Origin of the sequence: Paenibacillus sp. Soil724D2, from assembly GCF_001427935.1 — a bacterium.
Lineage (GTDB): Bacteria > Bacillota > Bacilli > Paenibacillales > NBRC-103111 > Paenibacillus_E.
In genome coordinates this window covers 387,080-412,546 of the sequence record NZ_LMRY01000056.1, presented here as the reverse complement: position 1 = coordinate 412,546, position 25,467 = coordinate 387,080, and the positions used below count along the sequence as shown (strand labels likewise).

22 protein-coding genes are annotated in these 25,467 nt (G+C 44.2%); 17 read left to right on the top strand and 5 right to left on the bottom strand.

Annotated elements, in window-relative coordinates; translation table 11 throughout:
• The first annotated feature begins 384 nt into the window (after positions 1-384).
• From ASG85_RS31915 to hutH, 4 genes are all read left to right on the top strand, one after another.
• Positions 385-966, top strand: coding sequence for a TetR/AcrR family transcriptional regulator (locus tag ASG85_RS31915; protein ID WP_057306750.1), 582 nt, complete (start codon positions 385-387; stop codon positions 964-966).
• A 184-nt stretch (positions 967-1,150) separates the two neighbouring features.
• A complete protein-coding gene (locus ASG85_RS31910) occupies positions 1,151-2,554 on the top strand; it encodes an MFS transporter (RefSeq protein WP_060648892.1) in 1,404 nt (467 codons plus the stop codon).
• A gap of 296 nt (positions 2,555-2,850) precedes the next feature.
• Complete coding sequence (hutP, locus tag ASG85_RS31905; protein ID WP_057306748.1) at positions 2,851-3,312, top strand: hut operon transcriptional regulator HutP; 462 nt, start codon at positions 2,851-2,853, stop codon at positions 3,310-3,312.
• A gap of 152 nt (positions 3,313-3,464) precedes the next feature.
• Positions 3,465-5,006: a histidine ammonia-lyase gene (gene hutH, locus ASG85_RS31900; RefSeq protein WP_156396956.1), complete on the top strand. Its 1,542-nt coding sequence runs from the start codon at positions 3,465-3,467 to the stop codon at positions 5,004-5,006.
• Between the two features lie 60 nt (positions 5,007-5,066).
• Here hutH and ASG85_RS31895 read toward each other — a convergent pair whose 3' ends face one another.
• A complete protein-coding gene (locus tag ASG85_RS31895) occupies positions 5,067-5,264 on the bottom strand; it encodes a PspC domain-containing protein (RefSeq protein ID WP_057306747.1) in 198 nt (65 codons plus the stop codon).
• Positions 5,265-5,634: 370 nt separating this feature from the next.
• On the opposite strand from ASG85_RS31895, the gene ASG85_RS31890 reads away from it, so the two are divergent.
• The 4 genes from ASG85_RS31890 to ASG85_RS31875 all read left to right on the top strand — a co-directional run bounded on the left by ASG85_RS31890 (position 5,635) and on the right by ASG85_RS31875 (position 9,988).
• A complete protein-coding gene (locus ASG85_RS31890) occupies positions 5,635-6,543 on the top strand; it encodes an RNA polymerase sigma-70 factor (protein WP_060648891.1) in 909 nt (302 codons plus the stop codon).
• Between the two features lie 37 nt (positions 6,544-6,580).
• Positions 6,581-7,024, top strand: coding sequence for a carboxymuconolactone decarboxylase family protein (locus ASG85_RS31885; RefSeq protein ID WP_057306745.1), 444 nt, complete (start codon positions 6,581-6,583; stop codon positions 7,022-7,024).
• 158 nt (positions 7,025-7,182) lie between these two features.
• Entirely contained in the window at positions 7,183-8,463 is a 1,281-nt protein-coding gene (locus ASG85_RS31880; protein WP_057306744.1) for a serine dehydratase subunit alpha family protein, read from the top strand.
• A 304-nt stretch (positions 8,464-8,767) separates the two neighbouring features.
• A complete protein-coding gene (locus ASG85_RS31875) occupies positions 8,768-9,988 on the top strand; it encodes a metallophosphoesterase (protein WP_057306743.1) in 1,221 nt (406 codons plus the stop codon).
• Between the two features lie 201 nt (positions 9,989-10,189).
• On the opposite strand, the gene ASG85_RS31870 is transcribed toward ASG85_RS31875, so the two are convergent.
• The gene (locus ASG85_RS31870) at positions 10,190-10,771 is read right to left on the bottom strand and encodes a TetR/AcrR family transcriptional regulator (protein WP_057306742.1); all 582 of its coding nucleotides are present in this window, start codon (positions 10,769-10,771) and stop codon (positions 10,190-10,192) included.
• 364 nt (positions 10,772-11,135) lie between these two features.
• On the opposite strand from ASG85_RS31870, the gene ASG85_RS31865 reads away from it, so the two are divergent.
• From ASG85_RS31865 to ASG85_RS31825, 9 genes are all read left to right on the top strand, one after another.
• A complete protein-coding gene (locus tag ASG85_RS31865) occupies positions 11,136-12,509 on the top strand; it encodes an MFS transporter (RefSeq protein ID WP_060648890.1) in 1,374 nt (457 codons plus the stop codon).
• A gap of 401 nt (positions 12,510-12,910) precedes the next feature.
• Positions 12,911-15,157, top strand: coding sequence for a helix-turn-helix domain-containing protein (locus ASG85_RS31860; protein WP_060648889.1), 2,247 nt, complete (start codon positions 12,911-12,913; stop codon positions 15,155-15,157).
• Positions 15,158-15,481: 324 nt separating this feature from the next.
• The gene (locus tag ASG85_RS31855; RefSeq protein ID WP_235549457.1) at positions 15,482-16,366 is read left to right on the top strand and encodes an ABC transporter permease; all 885 of its coding nucleotides are present in this window, start codon (positions 15,482-15,484) and stop codon (positions 16,364-16,366) included.
• Positions 16,367-16,437: 71 nt separating this feature from the next.
• Entirely contained in the window at positions 16,438-17,337 is a 900-nt protein-coding gene (locus ASG85_RS31850; RefSeq protein WP_060648888.1) for a carbohydrate ABC transporter permease, read from the top strand.
• 120 nt (positions 17,338-17,457) lie between these two features.
• Positions 17,458-19,152, top strand: coding sequence for an ABC transporter substrate-binding protein (locus ASG85_RS31845; protein ID WP_060648887.1), 1,695 nt, complete (start codon positions 17,458-17,460; stop codon positions 19,150-19,152).
• Positions 19,153-19,272: 120 nt separating this feature from the next.
• A complete protein-coding gene (locus ASG85_RS31840; protein ID WP_200961727.1) occupies positions 19,273-20,508 on the top strand; it encodes an alpha-L-fucosidase in 1,236 nt (411 codons plus the stop codon).
• A 44-nt stretch (positions 20,509-20,552) separates the two neighbouring features.
• The gene (locus ASG85_RS31835; protein WP_060648886.1) at positions 20,553-21,425 is read left to right on the top strand and encodes a sugar phosphate isomerase/epimerase family protein; all 873 of its coding nucleotides are present in this window, start codon (positions 20,553-20,555) and stop codon (positions 21,423-21,425) included.
• Positions 21,426-22,024: 599 nt separating this feature from the next.
• Positions 22,025-22,897 (top strand): NAD-dependent epimerase/dehydratase family protein, encoded by an 873-nt coding sequence (locus tag ASG85_RS31830; protein ID WP_060648885.1) that lies wholly within the window; start codon positions 22,025-22,027, stop codon positions 22,895-22,897.
• Positions 22,898-23,378: 481 nt separating this feature from the next.
• Positions 23,379-24,089 (top strand): YebC/PmpR family DNA-binding transcriptional regulator, encoded by a 711-nt coding sequence (locus ASG85_RS31825; RefSeq protein WP_060648884.1) that lies wholly within the window; start codon positions 23,379-23,381, stop codon positions 24,087-24,089.
• Positions 24,090-24,238: 149 nt separating this feature from the next.
• Here the strand turns inward: ASG85_RS31825 and ASG85_RS31820 are convergent, their stop codons facing one another.
• The 3 genes from ASG85_RS31820 to ASG85_RS31810 all read right to left on the bottom strand — a co-directional run bounded on the left by ASG85_RS31820 (position 24,239) and on the right by ASG85_RS31810 (position 25,352).
• The gene (locus tag ASG85_RS31820) at positions 24,239-24,469 is read right to left on the bottom strand and encodes a cold-shock protein (protein ID WP_057306733.1); all 231 of its coding nucleotides are present in this window, start codon (positions 24,467-24,469) and stop codon (positions 24,239-24,241) included.
• A gap of 68 nt (positions 24,470-24,537) precedes the next feature.
• Positions 24,538-24,738 (bottom strand): cold-shock protein, encoded by a 201-nt coding sequence (locus ASG85_RS31815; RefSeq protein ID WP_028553508.1) that lies wholly within the window; start codon positions 24,736-24,738, stop codon positions 24,538-24,540.
• Positions 24,739-24,929: 191 nt separating this feature from the next.
• Positions 24,930-25,352: a MarR family winged helix-turn-helix transcriptional regulator gene (locus tag ASG85_RS31810; RefSeq protein ID WP_057306732.1), complete on the bottom strand. Its 423-nt coding sequence runs from the start codon at positions 25,350-25,352 to the stop codon at positions 24,930-24,932.
• Positions 25,353-25,467 lie beyond the last annotated feature (115 nt).

The window sequence follows — 25,467 nt, the reverse complement described above, 5'->3', positions numbered from 1 at the left end:
TTTTATCGAACTGCTTTTTGATTCTAAACCTTTACTCAACTTAGTTCATCCTTTCATGTCTATCAAATAAATTTACAATATGTTATATAATAAACAAACTGTAAATTAAATTATATCCAGAAACATGTTGTTTACAAGCGACAAACTTTGACGAAGTGTAATTTAGTATACATTGAAATCTTTTTTGTAGTTTATCTTGAAAAAATACGACGTAAATTCCGGAAATTGTAGCTTACCGGCTCAACCCTTTTTTTCGCGTTTGGAGCAATCCCGAGGGACATGGAAGAGGATGGGTCTAACGTGGACTAAATTTACAGTTTGTAATATAATTTACATAATATAAAATAGATGTAACTTGCTAAATAAAGGAAAAGAAAGGGATATATGAATAATAGAACATCCCGCACCGATCCCCGCATACTCCGCACACGTCAATTGCTTAAAGACGCTTTTGTGGAATTGCTTCAGGAAATGGATATCGAGAAAATTTCGGTAAATCGCATCGCAGAACGCGCTACCATCAACCGAGTTACCTTTTATCTTCATTATCGGGACATTCCGGATATGCTGGAGAAGATGGCGGATGATATGATCGGGGACATTAATGGAATTTTGAACTGTGCGCCTGGGAATCAGAATTCCACAGAAGAAGAGGATTGGCCGCTACTTGTGAACTTGCTTGAACATATTGCCGAACATGCTAAATTTTATAAAGTTATTCTCGCGTCGAAACGTACCCCGATCTTTACGGAGCGGTTGTTAAAGCTGCTGACGGAATTGGTAACCGCAAGAGTAGAGAGAATGGGGAACGAATCCTTCCTTTCTACAGTAGGTATTCAAAAGGATATTGCCATTTGGTACGGATCTTCAGCCTTGATCGGTACAATCGTAGCTTGGCTTCGTAAGGATATGCCGTATACGCCGCTTTATCTTGCCAAACAATTTACTTTGCTTCGTTCTCAATAAACTATATGGATAAAGTGAAGACCTGCTGATGAGAAATATCAAGCAGGTCTTTTTGTATGCTAAAAGTCCTTCCTACAAATTTTACAATAAAAACAAAATAGACAAAATACATATAAAATGTTTACTTTAGAAATATTGTGTGCTATAGTTCAAATCAAGCATTTGAGAAGGAGAGGCGAACTGAATGCACCAGTCTAAACAAATTATTTTAACTATTATCATTGCATGTCAACTTATGGTTGTACTCGATTCATCCATCATGGTAACGGCGCTGCCTGAAATCGGTCGTACACTTCATATATCGACAACCAGTTTGACATGGTTACAAAATGCATATATTTTGGCCTTTGGGGGTTTCTTATTGTTAGGTGCCCGGGCGGGGGATATCTTGGGGAGAAGGAGAATGTTTAGTGTTGGTATTGCATTATTTACGCTTGCCTCAATAATGGTTGGATTAGCTCAATCAGCGGAATTTCTGATCATTACTCGTGCATTACAAGGCCTTGCGGCAGCAATAGCAACACCATCTACGCTCGCATTATTGTCGGTGACCTTTGTAGAAGCCAAAGAACGTACGAAAGCGATCGCCATATACAGTGCTGTATCAGGAGCAGGCGGCAGTATTGGACTCATCCTTGGCGGAGTACTGACGGACTTAATTTCTTGGCGCGTAGGGATGTTTATCAACGTACCCATTGGAATTGCCCTGCTCATTATGGTGCCACGATATTTAAAGGAGACGGAGAAAAACTCGGGGCGCTTTGATATAATGGGGGCATTGACATCTGTAATCGGAATTACTGCACTGGTATTTGGTTTTGTACAAGCGGCAGCTCATGGCTGGGGTAATATAGAGACATTAATTTCACTTATTGTTGGTGTTATATTGTTAGTGGCATTTGTGTTTATCGAAGCTCGTGCGAAACAACCCATTACACCGCTTCGTTTGTTTTCGAGCCGTCAGCGGTCAGGGGCATATCTCGGAAGGTTCCTGTTTTTGTGTGGCAATTTTTCATTGTTTTTCTTTATCCCGCAATTTTTACAAAACGTTCTTGGTTTTAGTTCTTTTGAAGCTGGGCTCGCATTTCTGCCTTTTACGAGTGTGCAGTTCGGGATGATGTATCTTATGCCTTGGTTGGTAACCCGGTTTGGAAATTTAAAAGTGCTAATTGCCGGTTTGATCATTGCGATTATAGGTACGAGCTGGTTGAGCCAAATCTCAGTAGATTCACAATTCTTTCCGCAAATCTTCGTTCCGTTGATCATCATGGGGATGGGCGCTGGGATGGTATTTCAACCATTAACATCTTTTGGTCTGTCTGATGTTGATTCACGCGATTCGGGTGCCGCGTCAGGTCTTATCAATGTCGCACAACAAACGGGTTGTTCGATGGGTTTAGCTATTCTTATTACGGTCTTTGAGACCGTAAACCGATCAGAGTTACCATTGAAACAACAATTTGCACACGCTATTTCTGTTTCCATAGTGGGTTCAGTTGTATTTATAACAGCGGCTCTTGTTGTTGTGCTCCTCTGGTTTCTCCCAGCGCGTAGTACTGTTAAAGAACCAGCCCCTAAAGCTGCTTAATATAGATTCTCTTCTTGTTGACATCCACTAATCACCATGTTATATTTCATTATACAGTTCAGTCGTTTAGCAATTAGTTATTTAGAAGATCCGGGCTAAAGTAATAAGGATACGTAAGTATCTACTTACTTTTAACGCGATCTTTTTTTGTTTTTTATTGTAATAAAAGCAACAGACAATCAAAGATCAGGTTTGTCATCCACGCTAATTCATCAAATGTAAACGTTATCTAATATTGCATTAAGCGATGCTTTGGATCCAAAAAGTATAAAATAATATTTTTAGGAGGCGATCCAATGACGAGTCCAGAAAAGACATCTTTTCCGATCGGTAAATTGTCTATGTTATTAGCCGTTTTAAGGGATCATTCATGGAATGAAGCTGTTGAAAATGAGTTGAAAGAAAAAGGCTATCGATACGTTGTAGGTAAAGTTGGAGCGATGGATTTAAACAAAGTTATCGCAGCCATAGAAACGACGGCTAAAAACAATCTAATTATTAATAAAGATATTTATCACGAAGTGCACGCTTTATACCACGCTATCATTGAAGCTCTTCAAGGTGTTGGCAGAGGTATGGTACAGTTCGGTGATATATTACGGACCGTAGGGCTGACATTCTCCATTGTTCGCGGTAAGTTAGGAGAATCCTCTGAGCAAAGCGGCGAGTGGATCGCGGTATCTATTTACGGAACCATTGGTGCTCCTAAAAAGGGTTTTGAGCATGAAGCCTTTGGCTATGGATTTAATCATATTTAGCTATTTAGTGATGAATGACCATTCTTTGCACATGAAACAATGGAAGTGAATTTAATAATAAACCAGGCTATTAGTAATTTTAGTGATTTAGGAGCCGATACCTTATTTGGTATTGGCTCCTTTTTTATATTTTCATACGAGGAGAGATCATGATGCAGACATTGAAGACAGAAATCATAGTAGGTAGCGGAATAACACTAACATTAAAAGATGTAATTGAAGTCTCTCGAAACAAGGCTAAGGTAGCTTTGAACCATACAAGTGTGGAAAAAATGAATCGCAGCAGAAGTTATGTGGAAAAGCTTCTTCGAGAGAAAAAAACGGTTTATGGACTTACTACCGGATTTGGTAAATTCAGTGATACTTATATTTCAAGTGAAGATACAAAAGAGCTCCAGGAAAATCTCATTCGCAGTCATGCTTGCGGAATAGGGCAAGCATTGCCAGTAGAAGTCGTTAGGGCGATTATGCTGCTTCGAATCAAATCGCTTTCGTTAGGTTACTCGGGCATCCGGCTTGAGGTTGTCCAAACGATGATCGAGATGCTGAATAAGGATGTCGTTCCGGTCGTGCCAGAGAAAGGTTCGCTCGGTGCCAGTGGCGATTTGGCTCCATTGTCGCATGTAGCTTTAGTCATATTTGGAGAAGGTGAGGCGGTTTACAAAGGTCGGCGTCTAGATGGCGGAGTGGCTATGAAAATGGCGGGCATTCAACCGATATCTTTAGAAGCTAAAGAAGGACTTGCGTTAATAAATGGAACCCAGGTCATGACCGCGGTCGGGGCAATAGCCTGTTATGACGCTTTGAATTTGGCGAAATGGGCGGATGCGACGGGAGCTCTGAGTTGTGAAGCATTATTGGGAATCAGGGACGCTTTCGATGCGCAAACGCATGAAATTAGACCACATAAAGGCCAACTGCAGGTTGCCGAAAATATAAAAAGACTGACAATGGGAAGCCAATTGATGACAAATCAAGGAGAATTAAGAGTGCAGGATGCGTATTCCCTTCGCTGTATACCGCAGGTTCATGGAGCAAGCCGTGATGCGATTTCTTATGTATTGGAAAAAATTGAGGTGGAGATAAATTCAGTCACTGATAATCCACTCATATTTGAGGAGCAGGAGAGGGTAATTTCGGGCGGCAATTTTCATGGGCAACCGATCGCATTGGCTATGGACTTTTTATCCATCTGTATGTCAGAATTGGCCAACATATCCGAGAGAAGGATCGAGCGCTTAGTCAATCCGCAGTTAAATGGTGATCTACCTCCCTTTTTGACAAAACATGGAGGTCTTCAATCCGGGTTTATGATTGCCCAATATGCTGCTGCTTCAGTGGTTTCCGAAAATAAATCTTTGGCTCATCCAGCTAGTGTCGATTCCATTCCATCTTCAGGCAATCAAGAGGATCACGTAAGTATGGGGACGATCGGGGCCAGAAAAGCGAAGCAAATTGTAGAAAATGCTTACTCCGTTATCGCTATTGAGCTTTTATGTGCTTCTCAAGCTATTGATTATCGTAATCCCGAGTATCTGGGCAAAGGGACAAAGTGGATTTATGCCAAGTGCCGCGAACAGGTACCGTTCTTGGAAAAAGATAGAGTGCTGTCTTACGACATTAAAAAAATAACTTCCATGTTACAAGGGACAGATATTGGGGTTGAAATTTCACCGATAACAACTATTCAATAATTAAAGCAAAAAATCCAACCCGTTATACTTAATAGGGCTGGATTTTTTGCTTTTCTAGTATTATATATGGCTATAAGGCATTTTCGGAACAAGGATAGAGCCGATGAAGTAAAGCAGTGTGACGGTTCCAAAGCTGCATAGAGCAGAAAAAACTACGATTAGGCGAATGATGGTTGGATTAACTCCGAGCCATTCTGCAATACCTCCGCAAAGGCCGGTTAATTTACTGTCTGTAGTGGATCTGAATAATTTGTTCATTATATAAGTCTCCTCTCAAATATAAGCATTTTGTATGTCTGCTTCGTTCTTATGTCTTTATTGTAGCTTCTTTGAGCTTCTACGAAAACGGACCGCCGACGGTTATGGTAGCTGTACTAAAGTCGGGGAAGCTCCACTACTTAAGGGGAGTACAGGCTTTGTCGATTAGGGAGTGAGACAAAGTCTTGTCTCATCCGAGCGTGACAAGCATGTAACGTTTCCCCTCTACCGTGAATCAGTTTGCCGCACGCGGCGGCGCCGAAAGGATAGATTTTACGAACGGACCGCGCTATGCTAAGGAAGTTGAGATGTTTCTGGACGCTTTTTTGCGACATACATTTTTTAATACAAGATTGGAGATATTTAGTTTATGGACTTCGAAACGATTTATCGCACGTATAAGCATTTACTATTCTCAGTGGCTTACCGGATGCTAGGCTCTGTGTCAGACGCGGAAGATATGATGCAGGATCTGTTTACCTCCCTGCAAACGTTAGATTCGGATAACATCAGCAACCTGAAATCTTATTTAGTCAAAATGATGACCAACCGCTGCCTGAATTACTTGAAATCGGCTCGCAAGCAAAGAGAAATTTACGTTGGTTCTTGGCTGCCCGAGCCGCTGATGATGGCAAACAACGATGATCCCATGGGACAAATCGTTCAAGATGAAACCATTTCTTATGCTTTCCTTGTATTGCTGCAAGAATTATCATCTGTGGAGAGAGCTGTGTTCGTGCTAAGAGAAGTGCTTGGCTATGAGTACGCAGAGGTCGCAGACATGCTAAATAAAACTGAAATCAATTGCCGTAAAATCTATAGTCGAGCAAAAGTGAAAGTCAACCATGCAAAGGAGCGGAATGTTGGAGGAATCGGGGATTCAGAGCCGCTTGTAAAGAAATTTATGCATGCTGTCCATACGGGGAACTTTAAAGATTTTGTCTCCTTGCTAACCGATGATGCCGTGCTGATATCTGATGGCGGTGGAAAAAGACGAACAGCTCTCAATACCATATTCGGCAAGCAACGTATTCTGAGCCTCTTCGAAGGTATTGCAGCAAAAGGCTCGCTGAAGGGGCAATGGAAGCCTATTCTCATCAACGGTCAAACCGGACTTGTTCTCGTAAAGGATCAAATCGCTGACATGGTTATTTGTTTTGATATGGATGAGAAACGGTTGCAAGCCAATCAGGTTTTTCAGATTTTGAATCCTGATAAACTTCAACATATTTCTTCCGTGCTGAATTGTCACAAATCTCAGGACTTATTTGTCTTATAGAGGCAAACCTAAATTAATCGTTACGGAGGAGATTCAAATGGAAGTTAGATTAACGTATAACAAAGTAAATCCAGAAGCATTGCAAACGATGCTGAAGCTGGAAGGTTTTATTAAAACAAGCGGTTTAGATGCAAAGTTATATGAGCTTATCAAAATAAGAGCGTCACAAATCAACGGTTGCGCTTATTGCATCGACATGCATACAAGGGATCTGCGGAACATGGGTGAAACACAGCAAAGGATTAATTTACTCACTGCATGGCGCGAAGCTCCCTTTTATTCCGACAAAGAAAGAGCATTGCTGGAGTTGACAGAAACCGTGACCCGAATCTCGGAGAATGGTGTACCACAAGCCGTTTATGAGAAAGTGCGGGAGCATTTTGATGAAAAGGAATATGTGACGCTTATCATGGCGATCAATACGATTAATGCTTGGAACCGTATTGCCATTTCTACCGGAATGTTCCCTGCTGCCGAGTAAAAAGAATATGGTCCGATGATATCCGCCTAAATGGCGGATTTTCTTTATCTGCCAAATTTTCTCAAAATGTACGTGTTGAACTACGCGAAGCAACTATAGTATATTTTAAGAATCATTCGAAGGTCTTTTGGTGCCTTTCGGTGTTAGGGGAGGTCATCATGAGGACGAATACATTCATTAGCATACTGCAAAACGAGCTCGTTGTTGCTCTTGGCTGCACAGAGCCGGTAGCGATTGCCTTAGCTGCGGCGAAGGCTAGGACTTATGTGGATGGCACTATTGATAAAATTACGGTTTATGCAAGCGCAGGTATAATCAAGAATGCACTTGCAGTTGGTATACCCGGTACTGGCCTGACAGGGATCGATTTTGTCGCTGCGTTAGGTGCAGTTGCCGGTAATGCGGAGAAGCAGCTAGAAGTGCTTGCCGATATTAAGCCCGAAGATATTTCAGTGGCGCAGAATATGGTGGAACGAGGGATTTCTGTTGTCCATCTCGCCGATACACCAAAGAAATTATATATTGAGGTTATTATTGAAGCAGAGAAAAGGTACGCGAAGGTTGTTATTACGGATAATCATACGAATATAACATTGATAGAAGTAGACGGGCAGATCGTTGACATGGGAGGCTGTGCCAACGCGAGTTTTAAGAGTTCCAAAGAAGATCGAAGCGAGCTAACGATTGATTCGATTGTGGATTTCGTGAACACGGTGGATCTTGCGGACCTCGGTTTGGTCAAGCAAAGTATTGAGCTAAACCGTAAAGCAGGATTAGATGGTTTGGAACATGCGTACGGTCTCGAAGTCGGTAAAACGATTAAAGAAAATGTGCAAAAAGGTATTCTGTCCGACGATTTAATCTCTCATGCTATGGCTCTTTCAGCAGCTGGATCGGATGCTCGCATGGCGGGATCCTCGATGCCGGTTATGGCAAATTCGGGAAGCGGAAACCAAGGCATTGCAGCGACGAATCCTGTTGTAGCGGCGGCAGAAAAGCTTGGCGCCTCTGAGGAGAAACTCATTCGTGCCGTTGCGCTAAGCCATTTAATCACCATTCATATCAAGTCCAAGTTTGGGCGATTATCCGCATTATGTGGGGTCACCGTATCCGGTACGGGTGCAAGCTGCGGCATTACCTATCTGCTTGGTGGAGGGAAAACGGAGATTAAAGCGGCGATCCAAAACATGCTCGGTAATGTATCCGGGATGATGTGCGATGGAGCAAAAGGCGGCTGCGCTATGAAAGTAGCGACCTGTACGAGTGCAGCGGTACAATCTGCGCTTCTCGCATCAAAAGGGATGACTATTTCCTCGACGAATGGATTTATCGAAAATGAAGCAGAGAAAACGATAGACAACTTTTGCCGTATAGGTAATGAAGCAACATCTGAGATTGATAAGCTTATTCTCGAAATGATGTTGAATAAAGACATATAGAATTGTGTAGTAAAAATGAAGGAAGGCTGCCGGTGCATCGGTGGCCTTTTTGTAGTTTAGCGGCATGATGAGTGTCGGCGAAGAAAACCAATCTCAACAAACCATAAGAATTTATTTGGTTTGTGGTTTGGGGTCCAGGTTACGGAACCTATGTAACTGCGGCATGTACATCTTGATTAGTCGAGTTATATGTCATGGATTAATAGATTTACATAACCTTTAGATCGAATTAATACACATCACACATTTTTTAGATAGATTGGGAGTGTGGTTATCTCAATAAATAGTAGGAGGTATCTGTTCGATGAGCCTTGATGAGACAAGTAAGAGCATGAGCAGGAGGGATTTTATTAAAGTCGGTGGGGCGGGTGCGCTGGCTATCACTCTCGGATCGGCGGGTGTTCCCGCCAAATTGTTTGGCGGAGGAAAGGTACAAGCCGCAACCAACGACAATGTGAAGCTGCAATTCAACAACGACGGAAAGTTCAAAATTGTCCAGTTCAACGACATGCAGGACGACGAGCATATCGATCGGCGGACTGTGGAGCTGATGGAGAAAGTGCTTGACGCTGAAAAGCCGGATTTTGTCGTCCTTAACGGTGACAACATTAGCTCGGGCTGCAATACGGCGATAGAGATGAAGCAGGCAATGAACAACATTGCCCAGCCAATGGAGCAGCGCGGAATCAAGTGGGCTGTAACCTTCGGGAATCACGACGAAGACTCGACTCCGAGCGCTGGTCTGGGCGAAGAGGATATGCTGCAATTTTATATGGCGTACAAACACAATGTGAACCAGCCCGGAGAACGAGGGATTACCGGGACGGGAAATATCAATCTGTTGATCCAGTCCTCCAAAGGGTCGAAGGCGGCCTTCAACCTCTGGCTGCTGGATAGTGGAAGGTATGCGCCTCATACGATAGCTGGGCAAGACTTCGAAGGATATCCGGTCTGGGACTGGCTGCGGTTCGATCAAGTAGCGTGGTATTACGAAACCTCCAAAAAGCTGGAGGAGAAACAGGGTTATAAAGTGCCTTCGCTTATGTTCATTCATATCCCTCTCTGGGAGCACCGATTCATGTGGTACGCAAGCGTGGACGGAAGGTCCGAGGCTGACCATGCAAGGGCCGTCGGCAAGCACCAGATTGTGGGGGAACGGAATGAAGATGAATGCCCCGGTCCGATCAATAGTGGCATGTTTTCAGCAATTCAGGCCAGAGGCGATGTCAAGGGCATCTTTTGCGGCCATGATCACGTCAATACGTATCACGGCAACTACTACGGCGTGTTGCTGGGCTATGCCGGAAGCACGGGCTTCGGTGCTTACGGTTTGCCCGGCGCAGATCGGAATCGTCTCCGTGGTGCCCGGGTATTCCAGCTCGACGAACACGCCGAGAACGTTCTTGTTGATACCTTTATGGTGTTCGCCAAGGACTACGGCATCGATCTTACCGCGAACGACCAAAGTTCAGAGCCTGCTCCGATCCCGGAAAATAAGAAGCAGGAGAAGATTATGAAGTCTTAGCCAAGCGATGTGGCTAGCGCACAAGACATCCGTTGAGTCTAGTACGTATGAGAGTCTGCTTGAACACGAAGTGCAACCATAACAAAGAGTTGTTCCTCGGGACAGCTCTTCCGTTTATACCCTGGCATCATTCCTATCATTTTTTTATTGGGGCTCTTAGGTTCTTATTAATATTAGAAACTTATATTTGGCTTTATCGATTCACAAAATAGATAAGGCTACTTTCACAACATCCTGCAGAGATTGCCGATCTGAAGCGGTTTTGCCTAGTACATAAAGGCCGTTGCGCGTATTAACCAAAAACCGTGAAAGCTCGCGTAGCGTATGGTGGAATTTCATACCACCCTGTTTTTGCGCCTTCAATAGAAATTGGTAAAATCGAGACTCCATATCGAGGTTATAAGCTTCAACCCTACTGGCGATGCCGGGATCGATTGCTGCAAGCTCCATGGCCGTATTTGCAATAAAACATCCCCTTCGCTGCGTTTCGCTCCTCAAGGCACTGTCGATCACCTTATCAAAGAAATGGGCAAGCACCTCTTTAGGAGAACCGGATTCCTCTAAGATAGAAAAAAGTCTATGGTTGGAAACTTGACGGAACCGATCCAGGCAGGTCAAGAAAAATTGATTTTTGTCTCCGAACGTATCATACAGGCTTCCGCGGTGAACACCCGTCTTTTCCACAAGGTCTTGAATAGAAGTTCTTTCGTAGCCTTGCTGCCAAAATAGCTCCATGGCTTTATCTAAAGCGAGTTCTTGATCAAATTCTTTTGGTCTGGGCATAGGATAACCTCCTTAAGGATAGTATAGTAATTTAAGAACGGTTAGTCAAAATGAATAGCCAGTTTACTTTGAATATTATTCATTACGACTTCGAAAAACCAAGGGTATATCCTCATATCCAAATATTATATTTGACTGTTCATTCTTAAATGGCGTATAGTTGTGCTTAGATAACGCAGCCGATAACGATTATCTCTCTGTCTATTTGAGAATGGTCGTTCTTTAATAATTATTAGGAATTGAAATCAAATTCAAATGGAGGGTACTTATGAATAATTGAATAGAAAAATTATTTAAATCCACCACAGTGGGAAAATTAGAACTAAAGAATTTTGGGGAAGCTTTGGGAAGGGGTAAACAAAAGATGTTTAAAATAAAGAATACTTCTATCGATGTGAAAGATCAGGGTGTTATGAAAGAAGGTGTGGTTACCCTTCTACTCGGTATAGCGATCGTACTCGTCATCATGAACACGATGATGTTTAATTTGGCTTTACCTGCTGTTTCAAAAGATTTTCATCTGTCTGCTTCATCTACCTCGTGGATCGTGACGGGTTACTCTATTGTTTTCGCGATGGCATCCATAACGTATAGCCGATTAGCTGACTTCATTCCAATCCGAAGGCTCTTTATTATAGGAATATTATTTCTCAGCCTTGCGGCAATCGCTGGATTGTTCAGTAACAATTTCATCATGCTGCTAATCGTCCGCATTCTGCAAGCATCTGGAGCAGGTTCAATCCCTGCCTTGTCCCTAAACTTGATTTCCCGGTATGTTCCGGTTGAGCGGCGGGGTAAAGCAATGGCTCTGATTATGTCTTCCATATCGCTAGGCCTTGGCTTAGGTCCAGTCGTCGGCGGAGCCATTGTCCAATACCTAGGTTGGCATATTTTGTTCGTCGTAACTGCAGTTACTTTACTGTTAGTGCCTTTCTTTGTAGTTCTCATTCCGAAGGAGGAGCCGCGTAAAGGGTCTTTTGATGCCCTAGGCGCACTATTTATTGGCGTTGGAACGACAGGACTTCTGCTTTTCTTAACCAACCACTCATGGATCATGTTGATGTTCGGACTTGTCGCTCTTGCCTTATTTATCGTCCGCATTCGATCGGTTAAAGAGCCTTTCGTACTCCCATCACTATTCTTGAATCGGTCTTTTCTCATTCTAGGAGCTGTGGGGATAGCAGCGTATCTTTGTAGCTTTGCTACACTATTCCTAATGCCGCAGATCCTTGTTAAACAGTATGGCCTAAGTGCAATTCAAGCCGGTCTTGTCATTTTTCCGGGCTCGATATTAGCCGTGTTCGTATCCCGACGGGTTGGCCGTATCATTGATGCGCGCGGAAACAACACGATTATCAGATTTTTACCCTTGTTCCTTCTCGCTTCTGTCATTTTGTTCGCCTTGTTCGAAGGAACTTCATTTGTTTCGATCATGTTGATTTATATGCTTATGAGCGTTAGTATCACTATTTTGAATAGCAGTGTATCTAATGAAATGTCTAGAATACTGCTGCCATCGCAGATTGGATCAGGACTCGGTCTATTTCAACTTCTCCAATTTTTTAGCGGTGCCTTTGGTGTTGCTATGACAGCAAGTGCCCTTGTTTGGCAGAAGAACATCCCTCAAGCGAGTGCTTATAGCAATATCTATTGGGGTCTAACGATAGTTGTAATCCTATCCATCGGTTGCGCAATTGGTTATCTCAGATCGACATTGAGAAAACCACAAATGGCCTAAGATTTAAATAAAAATCATCTTTTGGATAAAATTAATCTCCGGGGAGAAGATAGATCATGAATCCATTTAAACAAAGTGGAGCAACAGCAGAAACAGTATTGTTTCCCAATGCATTCCTAATGCACAACTGATTATTTATCTGGATTCCGGTCACGGATTTCTGTTCCAATACGTGGATTTGTTTGCCGAACATGTTTCTAAATAGAGACTAAACGACGAATGGTTTAAATATATAAACCTCAGACCCTCAGCCCATTGCTGTGGGTCATTTTTGCTGTTTAGCTAACGGCCGTATAATTCTATGAAGTCTGACTTTTTCATTTAGTTTTAATAAGTTCGAAGGGAATAACCTCTGAATAAAGAAATAAACAGTAGCAGGTATTCTAAATTGGAGGCTGAACATGGGAAAAACGTTATTTCATCGGCTGCTGCTTTCGTATGTACCTATCTTTTTTATCGTGGTCACGTTTACGTTTTTCGTATTTTTTCAGCTGCTCAGCGAGCAAAGCCGGAAGGAGGCGCTGAACGCCAACAAAATGTTGTCACTGCAGGCGATGCGTCTGATTGATACCTCCCTGAAAGCGATTGACAATATGGTGATGACCGAATCGATTAATAATAAGCAATTGATTGATTTCTTTAATAATGATGCAAAAGATAACGTTTACATAAACATAAGTGCGGTTAAAAAAATGCAGGAAATGATCTCTTCCTATCCAATTATCGATTCGATCTATTTGGTGCGTTTTGAAGACAATTTCGTTCTCAGCAATGCGACAAGCGATCAACTCAGCAATTATAAGGATGAACCGTTCATTAAACGAGCCATGGTTCCGCAGTTGTCCAAACACTGGTCGGGTGTTAGAGACTTTGAACAGTTTACGGTGAAAGGCAGTAAGCCTGTTGTTAGTCTTGTTCGGGGGGCGCCGTTCATAACGAGCGAGAAAGGAATGATCGTTGTTAACGTGGCGACCGATTCTTTGCAAAAAAATATCGCCGACCTGTACGATTCGAAAGCAAGCTTTATCGGGGTTCAGGATGCTTCAGGCAAAGATTTGTTTAAAGATTCGAACTCTAAGGGACAAGCGAGGATATTCTCTAATTATGTATCGAGCTATACGGGATGGTCCTTTCAAAGCGGACTTGTCAACGGCAAGGTGTTTCATATCGTCTCCTCGCTGTATAACGTGTGGTTTATTATCGGGATCGCGATGATTGTATTTGGATTCATATGGTTAGTTTATGTGACCAGACGCAATTCGAAACCGCTTGAGCAGATTGTTGCGCGTATTCGAGGTTACCGTCTTCCGCTGTCAGGCAGTGTGTCCAAGGAGGGTGGGGATGAGTTCTCGTTCATCGAGTCTGCGCTCGTTAATATTATTGAGCAATCTAATCAGTATCAGCAAAAGCACAAAGAGGACATGCATCTTCGAACGAGGTACTTGTTCCATCAACTCATTGAAGGCGGTACGGGCTTAACGATCGACGAATGGATGGAAGAAACGAGCAGTCTGCAGCTTCCGCGCCCTTCCGACGGACAAGTGGTGCTTGTGATCGAAATGGATAAATACAACGACTTTTGCCGCCAATACTCGCGCATAGACCAGAATCTCCTTAAATTCGCGCTTCGCAGCGTCATTCAGGAACTTGCCCCCAAGCATGGACTCGAGCTGTGGGCAGAGTGGACTTCCGCGTCTCAGCTTAGCGTTATGGTCTTCCTTGAGGGCGAAGAGGAGGCCAGCGAGCATTCTGTGATTCTCGAGCTTTTTGAGAGTGTTCGTCTGTGGACACAGGATAACCTTAAGTTTACGGTAACTATCGGTATCGGCGAGCAGGTTGTACAACTTTCCGATGTTGCAAATTCATACAAAGAGGCGCTTACGGCACTGAAACACAAAATTGTGCTAGGGGAAAACCGTCTCATTACAAGCAAGCACATCGCAAATCACGGCCAAGCAGAAGTGTTCTCGCATCTTAACGCGATTCGCTCCATTGTCCAGTCGTTCAGACTGCTCGACGAAGACTGGAAGACGAAGTTCGACGAGCTGTTTGGCGAAATGAAACAGGGGCTGTTGACGAAGGACGAGATTACGAATCTGATGAATTATTTCATTTACTATTTGGGTCGGGAAATGGCGGGAATGACAAAAGAGTTTCAAGACATATGGGCACGAGACGGTTTGCCGAAACTAAGCGAAACCGTTGATCTTTGCCATTCTCTCGAACAAATGCGGGAAGAGACTTTGGCTTTGCTGAATAGTCTGGGCACCGTGTTGCAGGAAGCGCAGGAGCAGCGTCTGCATGCAGCTACGATTCGCGATATGCGGAAATTCATCGAAGAGCAATACGCCAATCCGAATATGTCGCTCGATTATCTCAGTTCAAACTTCAACATCAATGCCAAATATGTAAGTAAGCTGTTTAAGGAAGAGACCGGACAGAAGTTCGTCGACTTCCTGATCGATATTCGCATGCAGGTTGCGCAGCGTCTCCTTACGGAATCACAAGCTTCCATGCAGGAGGTAGCCGAACAGGTCGGTTATACGAGTGCGATTTCATTCAGCCGCGCGTTTAAGAAAGTGGTTGGCAGCTCCCCTAGCGAATTCCGCGAGGAAGCGGCACGTAGGCAACTGGGTGAAATTGGTTAAGTGGTAGAAAAGAGTTTGCAGAGCTTGTTCACCCATCAGTTTAATAATGGTTATCAAGCAGCAGCTCCGGCTATTAACCGGAGCTGCGCGTATTTTCAGGCTATGCGAAAAAGGTTAGGGACACGATTCTTGTTTCTTGCAGCATCCTGCTATCGCACTCTAGTATTAAGATATGAAAAGCGCCATCAGATCAGACGAAAGGAGAAGGAGCTAATGTCAATCATCCAAAAGGAGTTAAGGACGTCCATACCTCCAAACAACAGCAATCAGCATAAAACGGCAGTGCCCGGCAGCAAGTCATCTTTAAACATCGTTGGGAAAAAAATGAAGCGTCACTGGCAGTTATATTTGGTTGTATTGCTTCCGCTTCTTTATTTGGTTATTTTTAAGTACATTCCTATGGCTGGTGTTGTCATTGCTTTCAAAGACTACAACGTCATCAAAGGTATTTGGGGAAGCCCCTGGGTCGGTTTGAAATATTTTGAACAATTTTTCGAATCGCCGAATTTTTGGATGTATATGAAAAACACGCTCGGCATCAGTATGTACGGTCTGCTTGTCGGCTTTCCGGCCCCGATCCTACTGGCGCTGGCTTTGAATGAAATACGCAACGGATTTTTCAAAAAGAGCGTGCAGATGGTCACTTACGCGCCTTACTTTATTTCAACGGTTATCATGGTGTCCATTCTCATCGTAACACTGTCGCCGAACGTCGGAATCATCAGCAAGTTTCTGCAAATGCTCGGCGTGGATAACACAAACTTCATGGGCATCCCCAGCTTGTTCAAATCGATCTATGTCTGGTCGGATGTATGGCAGTATACGGGCTACGGTGCCATCATTTATATAGCGGCTCTGTCAGGCGTTAACCCTGAACTGTATGAATCGGCAAAAGTGGATGGCGCGTCGAGGCCTCAAAAGATCATTAATATCGATATCCCAAGTCTGATCCCAGTTTCCGTCATTCTGCTTATTTTGAATTTAGGCAACATTATGAAGCTTGGCTTCGAAAAAATATATTTGATGCAAAATCCACTCAACGTCAGCACGTCGGAAGTCATTTCAACCTATGTGTACAAGGTGGGTCTGCTTAGCTCCAGCTTTAGCTTTTCAGCAGCAATCGGCTTCTTTAACTCAGTCGTCAACCTGATTCTTCTCGTAGGTGTCAACTACATAGCCAAGAAGCTGTCCAATTCGAGCTTGTGGTAACGGACGGAGTCGCTAGAACCCGATGTTGCGCACAATTCAGGAGCGTCAGTCCACAGTAAGGAGGATCATTTATGCTAAAATCGACAACGATTCGGGAATCGCAGGGCGATCGGTTGTTTCTGCTCGGCATCTACATGCTATTAACTGTTGTGCTGATCGTCGTCCTTTTCCCGCTCATATTCATCATCAGCTCATCATTTAGCTCGCCGCAAGCTGTTGTATCCGGTAAGGTGTGGCTGTTTCCAGTCGAGTTTACGCTAGAGGGCTATAAAGCGGTGTTCCGCAATCCGCAAATCGTATCCGGTTACATGAATTCGCTGATTTATGCAGTCGCCGGTACGGCTGTCAACGTTGCATTGACAGTTATGCTTGCTTATCCGCTGGCCAGAAAAACGTTCTACGGCCGCAATTTTATTATGGTACTCCTGGTCATCACGATGATGTTTGACGGAGGGCTTATCCCTTTCTATCTAGTCGTGAAAAACCTGCATTTGCTCGATTCTCGCTGGGCGATGATTTTACCAGGGGCGATGGCGGTGTTTCAGGTTATTGTTGCCCGCACCTTTTTCCAGACAACGATTCCCGATGAGATCGCCGAAGCTGCGGAACTCGACGGCTGCAGCGACATCCGGTTCATTACCAGTATCGTGCTTCCGCTTTCCAAACCGATTCTGGCTGTGCTAATGCTGATGTATGCAGTCGGCCATTGGAACGCTTATTTCGATGCCTTGATTTTCCTGAAATCGCCGAATTTGTTCCCTTTGCAAATCGTGCTGCGCAACATTCTGATTCTGAACACAATTGATGCGACCATGGTGTCCAAAGTGGATCAAATGTTGGCTCAACAGGGGCTGAAGGACTTGCTCAAGTATTCGCTTATCGTTGTTGCGAGTGCCCCCGTGCTGATCATCTATCCGTTCGTGCAGAAGCATTTTGTTAAGGGCGTCATGATCGGTTCATTGAAAGGGTAACGCTATGGCGGCCAAACAGCTCAATTAACTTGAAAGGTGGTGGTACGTTAGTCTTGCAGCTTAGATTACTTCCTTTAGATTCAAATGACAGGGTTCGATAAAATGGGAGGAGTCGTCTATATGAAAAAATGGAATAAAGCTTACACGGGTACGATGGGGGTAGCATTAAGCTTTTCGCTCGTTTTGTGCGCTTGCAGCACAGAATCAGGTACGCCTGCGGCAAACACACCTTCAACCAGCGCGCCTGTCGCGACCGATGTGTTCTCACCTGTAGGGCAATACCCAATTGTAAAGAAACCGATGACGATTAAAATGTTTGCACCTCAGCTCGCCAGCATCGAGAATATGGAGACCAATACATTTACGAAATACGTTCAGGACAAGACGAACATTCAAATTAAATGGGACCTAGTACCTGACAAAGCGCTTAACGACCGCAAACAACTGATGCTGGCAAGCGGTGATTATCCGGAAGTGATTTTACATGGGTCCTTGACCAAAGATGAGCAGATGAAGTACGGCAAGCAGGGCGTGTTTATTCCGCTGAACGATTTGATTGATAAATACGCGCCGAACTTCAAGAAAGCGATGGCCGATCTGCCTTATCTGAAGAGCTCCATCACGGCGCCGGATGGCAACATTTATGCGCTTCCGCAAATTAACGAGTGCTATCACTGCAACTACGCCCAGAAGCTGTGGATAAACCAGTCATGGCTGGATAAGCTCGGACTGAAAATGCCGACAACGACGGATGAGTTTTATGAAGTGATGAAAGCATTTAAGGAAAAAGATCCGAACGGTAATGGCAAAAAAGATGAAATTCCGCTTACAGGTTCCGACGACATGTGGGCAGGCAACATCGCCTCCTTTTTGATGAACTCGTTCATTATCGACGACCAGGTGGACAAAGACAGCGGTACGTTCCTCCAGTTGAAGGACGGCAAAGTGGATTTATCCGCCAACAAGGCAGAATGGAAGCAGGGATTGTTGTACCTGAACAAGTTATATAAGGAAGGATTGATCGATCCAGCGTCATTTACACAAAATTCCGATGCGATTCAGCAGCTCGGCAACCGCCAGGACGCCAATGTGATGGGAGGCATTACTACAGCTTTGATCAGTTACGCTCATTCGCCGGACGAAAAGCACCCGCGCCATAAAGAGTATGTAACCGTTCCTCCGCTCAAAGGACCGAACGGTGTGCAGCAAGCAGGGTATTATGCGGGAGTGGGCAGTTCGCAGATGGCGATTACGAATAAAGCGACGAAAGAACAGCAAATTGCTGCAATCCGTTTGGCCGACTATTTATACACAGAAGAAGCGATCGTACTTGAAGAGCGCGGTCCGGAAGGCCAAGGATGGCGCAAAGCGAAGGACGGCGAGCTGGATATGAACGGCAAACCGGCGAAATATGCGATTATTCCGATAACTGATACCAAAACGACGCACAATGATGGTTGGGAACAGATCGGTCCGTCTCTCCGCACGTTCCAATACCGCGATTCGTGGGCAGCTCTTCAGGATCCGTTTGCTGAAGGCGCATACGAAGTTCGACTGAAGCGTGAATCGGCGAAATATGAACCTTTCCAATCGAAGATGATGTATCCGTCCAGCGTGTTCATTGCATTGGAAGATGCGGAAGTGGCAGCCCAACTGAAAACGACAATCCGCGATTACATTAAGTCCAACATGGCGCAGTTCATTACGGGCAGCAAGGACATTGAGAAAGATTGGGATAGCTATGTAAAAGGTTTTGACGGCTTGCAGCTAGGCAAGTATATCGAAATCTATCAAAAGGCAATTGCCAAAAAGTAATACTAGAGCTTCCTTATGTTCCGCCTTCGGATCTGATCTGATGGCGGAACTATGCGATTTCTGACTGCTATAACTAAGGCGATGATCATACAAATTAAAGGAAGCGAGTGTGGCTCATTCATGGATATTGACGTTTTAGCGAAACCGACCCTGCAGCAGATGGCCTGGCAGGACTTGGAGCTGGGTATGTTTTGTCATTTTGGCATGAACACGTTTTGCGATCAGGAATGGGGAGAGGGAACAGACTCACCGCTTAAGTTCAATCCAACGCAGCTGGATGCGCGCCAGTGGGTGAGGACAGCAAAGCTGGCTGGGTTTAAATATTTTGTTTTGACTGCCAAGCATCATGACGGGTTCTGCTTATGGCCAACGAAGACGACCGATTATTCGGTCAAGTCGAGCCCATGGAAAGATGGACAAGGGGACGTTGTCCGCGAAGTGTCGGATGCCTGCCGGGAGGAAGGCTTGCTGTTCGGTTTGTACTTGTCGCCTTGGGACCGTCATGAGCCGTGCTATTCGGACAAAGCGGCATACGACGATTTCTATGCGGAACAATTGACCGAGCTGTTGACACAATACGGTCCGCTTGTCGAGGTATGGTTTGATGGGGCAGGTTCTCAGGGCCGGGAGTACGACTGGCAGAGAATTATCGGACTTGTCACAAAGTACCAACCGGATGCGATGGTGTTCAATATGGGGCAGCCGACAATTCGTTGGGTTGGAAACGAAGACGGCGTTGCCCCATACCCATGCTGGAATACAGCGGAGAGTGCGCGAGAGAGTATGTTCACGAGCGACATGCTTACTTGGATGGAAGGCACTACCTCATGGGTGCCTGCGGAGTGCGATGTACCGATCCGCAAACGCCATTGGTTTTGGCATCCTGACGACGAGATCAGCCTGCACAGCTTGGAACACTTGATGGATCTTTACTACCGCTCTGTGGGGCATGGCGCGACACTGTTGTTAAACGTTGCCCCTGATGACCGCGGTTTACTGCCGGAAGTGGACGTGCAGCGCGTAATCGAACTAGGCGATGAAATCCGTCGCCGGTTTGACGCTCCGCTTGCCGTTACAACAGGAGGAGGCATGGAAATAACGCTTCAATTGCAGGGTGAGCAATCCGTCGATCATGTTATTATTATGGAAGACATCGCACAAGGCGAACGGGTACGGGAATATGTGCTTGAAGCGCAGCGTAACGGCGAGTGGGTGGAGCTTGTAAAAGGAAGCGCCATTGGTCACAAGAAAATCGATAGATTTACAGCGGTAAAGACAAGCGAACTGAGAGTCCGGTTTACCGAGTGCGCAGCGACGCCGATTGTACGCAAATTTGCCGCTTACTCGGTAAGCTGATTCGAAGTTTGAACGTTAATCGATGAATACTTGGAGGTATGAAGATGAAAATCGGGCTTAGTTCTTACAGTTTGCTGCAGGCGTTGAAGTCGGAAAAAATGACAATTCTGGATGTTGTTCAGTGGGTAAAAGACAACGGCGGCGAGCATCTGGAACTTGTTCCGTATGGCTATACGCTTGTGGATAATCTGGAGCTAGCGGATGCGCTCAGAGATAAGGCGAGATCGGTCGGTATCGATTTATCGAATTATTCGATTCCTGCTAACTTCGTACAGGAGACGGAGGAAGCGTTCGAAGATGAGATGGACCGCGTCAAGCAGCACGTTGATCTTGTGCATCGATTGGGCATGAGGCATATGCGCCATGATGTTACGGCCTTTACACTGCCTCCGGAGAAAATGACAATCGAGTACTTTGAAAACAGTTTACCGCTTATCGTTCGTGGAAGCCGAATTATTGCCGACTATGCGGCAAACTACGGCATTACGACAACGATTGAAAATCACGGTTTCTCCGTGCAGGCGAGCGATCGGGTGCAGCGCGTCCTAGCCGAAGTGAATTGCCCCAATTTTAAAACGACATTGGATGTAGGTAATTTTATGTGCGTAGACGAACCCCCGCTTGTCGGCGTGCGCAAAAATCTGCCTTACGCTTCCTTAATCCATTTTAAAGATTTTTACTTCAGACCGTACTATCAAGACCCGGGAGAAGGCAATTGGTTCCGGACTACAAACGGAAATTATTTAAGGGGCGCAATCGTCGGCCATGGGGACATCGAGATCAGAGAAATCATAAAGCTGATCAAAAATACGGGCTATGACGGCTATGTAACCGTAGAATTCGAAGGGATGGAAGACTGTGAAGTCGGTTCGCGGATAGGCATGAATAACTTAAGAAAATTGTGGAATGAAATTTAAGTGAAAGACAAAGGCAGCCGTCCAATATGGATTGGCTGCTTTTATCTCATTAGGGGAAGAAGCATGGACGGAAAAATACCGTTGTTTTTAGTGACAGGTGCTAGTGGTCCAGGGAAGACGACAGTTATTAATTGATTCAAGAGCATAAATCCTTTGCAAAGTGGTTGCTTGAAAATGCTGACAAAGCATACACACCACCAATGCCGACCGTCGATACTTGTCGACAAAATAAGCGCAGTACTCATCTATAATGTGACAAACATTTTATCCAATGCAAGCTTATAATGTATATATAACAGAATAAGAAGTCATGCTACTCATTTACTGACACTTGAGAGGATGGTCAATATGGACAAGCAGTTCATAAAGAGGTTACACACGCTCAATCGTCGCGACGAATTGAGATCAATACTACTAATTGAAGGTGTTAAACTCGCTCTCAAACGAAAAAAGAAATTGAGTTTATTAGGTAGGGTTTTGAATAATAAAAAGAAACCGGTTATCGCTAAAGGATGGAACTGAAATTTCATCCAATTGCAGGTGTATCATTAAGGATGACGAATAGATAACCTAAATACGAAGTTAGGTGGCGTAAAAACATGAAAGTTCTGGTTACCGGTGCTGCCGGCAATGGTGGACAAGCTGTTTGCAGAGCATTAATTCAAGCAGGCTTTTCGGTTAGGATGGCAGACGTTATGCCTCCAAGTGCTGACGATTTGAGAGAAATTGAATTCGTTAGGTGTGACACGAGATCCCCTGGTGATGTGCGTTCAGCGGTAAATGGAATGGATGCTGTTGTTCATCTAGCAGCATGGCATTGCGCGCATAATCCACCCGTAAGCGATGAAACGATTTTTGCTGTAAATGTGGATGGAACATTCCATGTTCTGGAAGCCTGCAGGCAAGCGGGGATTCAATCTATTGTATATGCTTCTTCAATGGCATATGGTTGGTGGTCAGTCTATGGCGTTAGCAAAGTTATTGGGGAAGATCTATGTAAGACTTATCATGAAATGACCGGTGCATCGATAGCCATGCTTCGTTACCATGAGTTCATACCTCGCCCGTATTTAGAGTTCGGGGCACGTTTGCTTCGTAATGGTGTGGATAGAAGGGATGTTGCTGAAGCTACAGTTGCTTCTGTCAAGGCAGTTTTGGAGAAGAGAGTGGGGCTTTTTCGTACAATTGTTCATACGAATCACGGCATGCCGATAGAAGTAATCCAAGACTTTAGAAAATATGGTCCAGAGTGGTGTGAGACACAGGTTCCTGGCGCCATTCATTTGCTTAATAAATACGAGATCGAATTGCCTGAGCAAGTGGAACAACATGACCTTTCTGAAGCTGAAAAGGCAATTGGTTGGAAACCTCGTTATGGCTTCCTTGAGTTTCTAAAAGACTTAAAAGCGCGCGATGAAAAAGGGATCGATGTAACACACTTGAAGGTGCCTTCTGAAATCCCAGCAATATGATATAGACAGATGGAGTTTCAACAAAGAATATTTCAAATCGGAACGCGGGTATTAAGCAACACAATGCGTTGAATTGCGACGAGATACTACGGGGGGACACACAAGGAAAGCGTGTACGATATCTTTTCCAATCCGACGGTTGTTTTTCAGCAGTAAAGTAAGTCTATATGTGAACCATCTTCGAGGGCTATCCTCCGAATCCGAAGGGAATCGGTCGAGGATAGCCCTTTCCTTACGGTTCGGCAAGCTAAAGCTCGTCATTAGAGCCTGAGAAGCCGAAAATCGACTTCTCAGCAGTTTGTCCCGCGCGTGCGTGCTAAGTAAGCACGAAAACCGCACTTATTCGAGCGCCACCGAACAAATTGGCGTGAAAACGACAACGAAAAATGTTAGTACGGGAATTATGATGCAACTTTTTTTCCATTTAGAATGAAAATCGGTTATTATATTAATGAAATAAAAATAGAAAGTGGGATCAATCGTGGGCCGTAAGTGGAATAACATTAAAGAGAAGAAAGCTTCTAAAGATGCAAATACAAGTCGAATTTACGCTAAGTTCGGCCTTGAAATTTATGTAGCAGCACGGAAGGGTGAACCGGATCCTGAAGCGAATCGTGCTCTGAAAGTTGTGCTCGAACGGGCAAAAACTTATAATGTGCCGAAAGCAATTATTGATCGTGCCATTGATAAAGCAAAAGGCAGCTCGGATGAAATTTATGAGGAGCTTCGTTACGAGGGCTTCGGACCAAACGGTGCGATGGTCATAGTGGACGCACTAACGAATAACGTGAACCGTACAGCTTCAAGCGTACGTGCAGCATTCAGTAAAAATGGCGGCAATATGGGTGTAAACGGCTCAGTCGCTTACATGTTCGATGCCACTGCTGTCATCGGTATTGAAGGCAAGAGCATCGATGACATCATGGAAATTTTTCTTGAAGCAGATGTAGACGTTCGTGACATTGCTGAAGAAGATGACATCGTTATGGTTTACGCGGATCCGGAGCAGTTCCATGCTGTTCAAGAATCATTCAAAAAGGCCGGAATCACGGAGTTTGCCATTGCTGAACTGACGATGTTAGCGCAGAACAGCATCACTTTATCAGAAGAAGGACAAGCCCAATTCGACAAATTGATTGATGCTTTGGAAGATTTAGAGGATGTGCAGCAGGTTTATCACAACGTGGAATAACCAACAAGTAAGTTGATCTCATCATACAACGGAAAAAGCTGGTTCCTGTTCGCAACAGGAACCAGCCTTTTTGTTATTCTACCGAAGTTAACGAGATCTAGAATAAAAAATCTGGATGAAACACAAGATATATTTCAATATGGAACCGTCTACGAGATCAGTCTGCCTTTATTAAGGGACTTCATATCTATGTTGGAGTTGGCAATCAGAGGTAGCATCTTCACGCTGCTAATCATGGGAGAGAGGCAAAGGTGGCAAGTGGGAACGTACTCAAACGCAAAATTGTCCCGAATCCAACCCTTACAATCTTCTTCCTTGCAAGCCCAGATTTTAGTGTTTTCCTGAGGGAGATCCTCTAACGATTTTCTTCGAAAATACATAGTTATCCTCCTTAGATTAAAAAAACTGCCCTTAACACTTGTTAAGGACAGTTTACTGTATCTGTGTATTACAGTTTTACAACATTTTCGGCTTGAGGTCCGCGGTTGCCTTGAGCTACATTAAATTCAACACGTTGTCCTTCGTCAAGTGATTTGAAACCATCACCTTGAATCGCGGAGAAATGCACGAATACGTCATTTCCGCCCTCCACTTCAATAAAGCCAAAGCCTTTCTCTGCGTTAAACCATTTTACTGTTCCTGTTTCCATAATCAATTACCTCCAAATAGTTATTTAACATGTTTTTTTAGATAAAAAAATCACACATTGAAAAAGGTACCATTACACAAATGATCACCTTTTCAATATGTGAATTTATGTTAACACGTTTTATAAGGTCATCATATCACATAAAAGAATACAAAGCAATTTATTGATGCAAATGGTCAATAGAGAAGGGTCTAAATAAAAGTGCGATTAAACTTACTCAAAAGTTCTCCGAACATTTGCTGATCTTCCAAAGACCATTCTTGCAATAGCTCCGCTACTCGTTCGAATCGAGCCTGTTTGTTTGAAGCCAGTTCTTTGGCCCCGCTTTCCGTGATTTGTAGGGAATAGGCACGTCCATCCTGGGGATCTAGAATCCGGTATACATAGCCTTTTTGTTCCAAAGCGGCCGATTGTCGGCTGATTGTCGAGATATCCAGATGAAATTCCTCTGCCAAGGCTTTGACACCAGCAGATCCCTGTGAAGAGATTTGATGAAGTAAAAGATAGGCTGAACGATCCAGATTTCCAACTTTTTTATTGGTAGTTGCGGCCATAAACCGGCGCATAAGAATGGTTAATTCAAGCTCAATGGTTTCGGCAGGATGTTTCGTCATAGGTTACCTCGTTTTCATTTCTTTATACAACTTCATTACTTTTATCGTAACATACCCGGTATGTTTTGAATATCTTCGAACATACGGACTGAATATGGATTGACTTCGCATCATA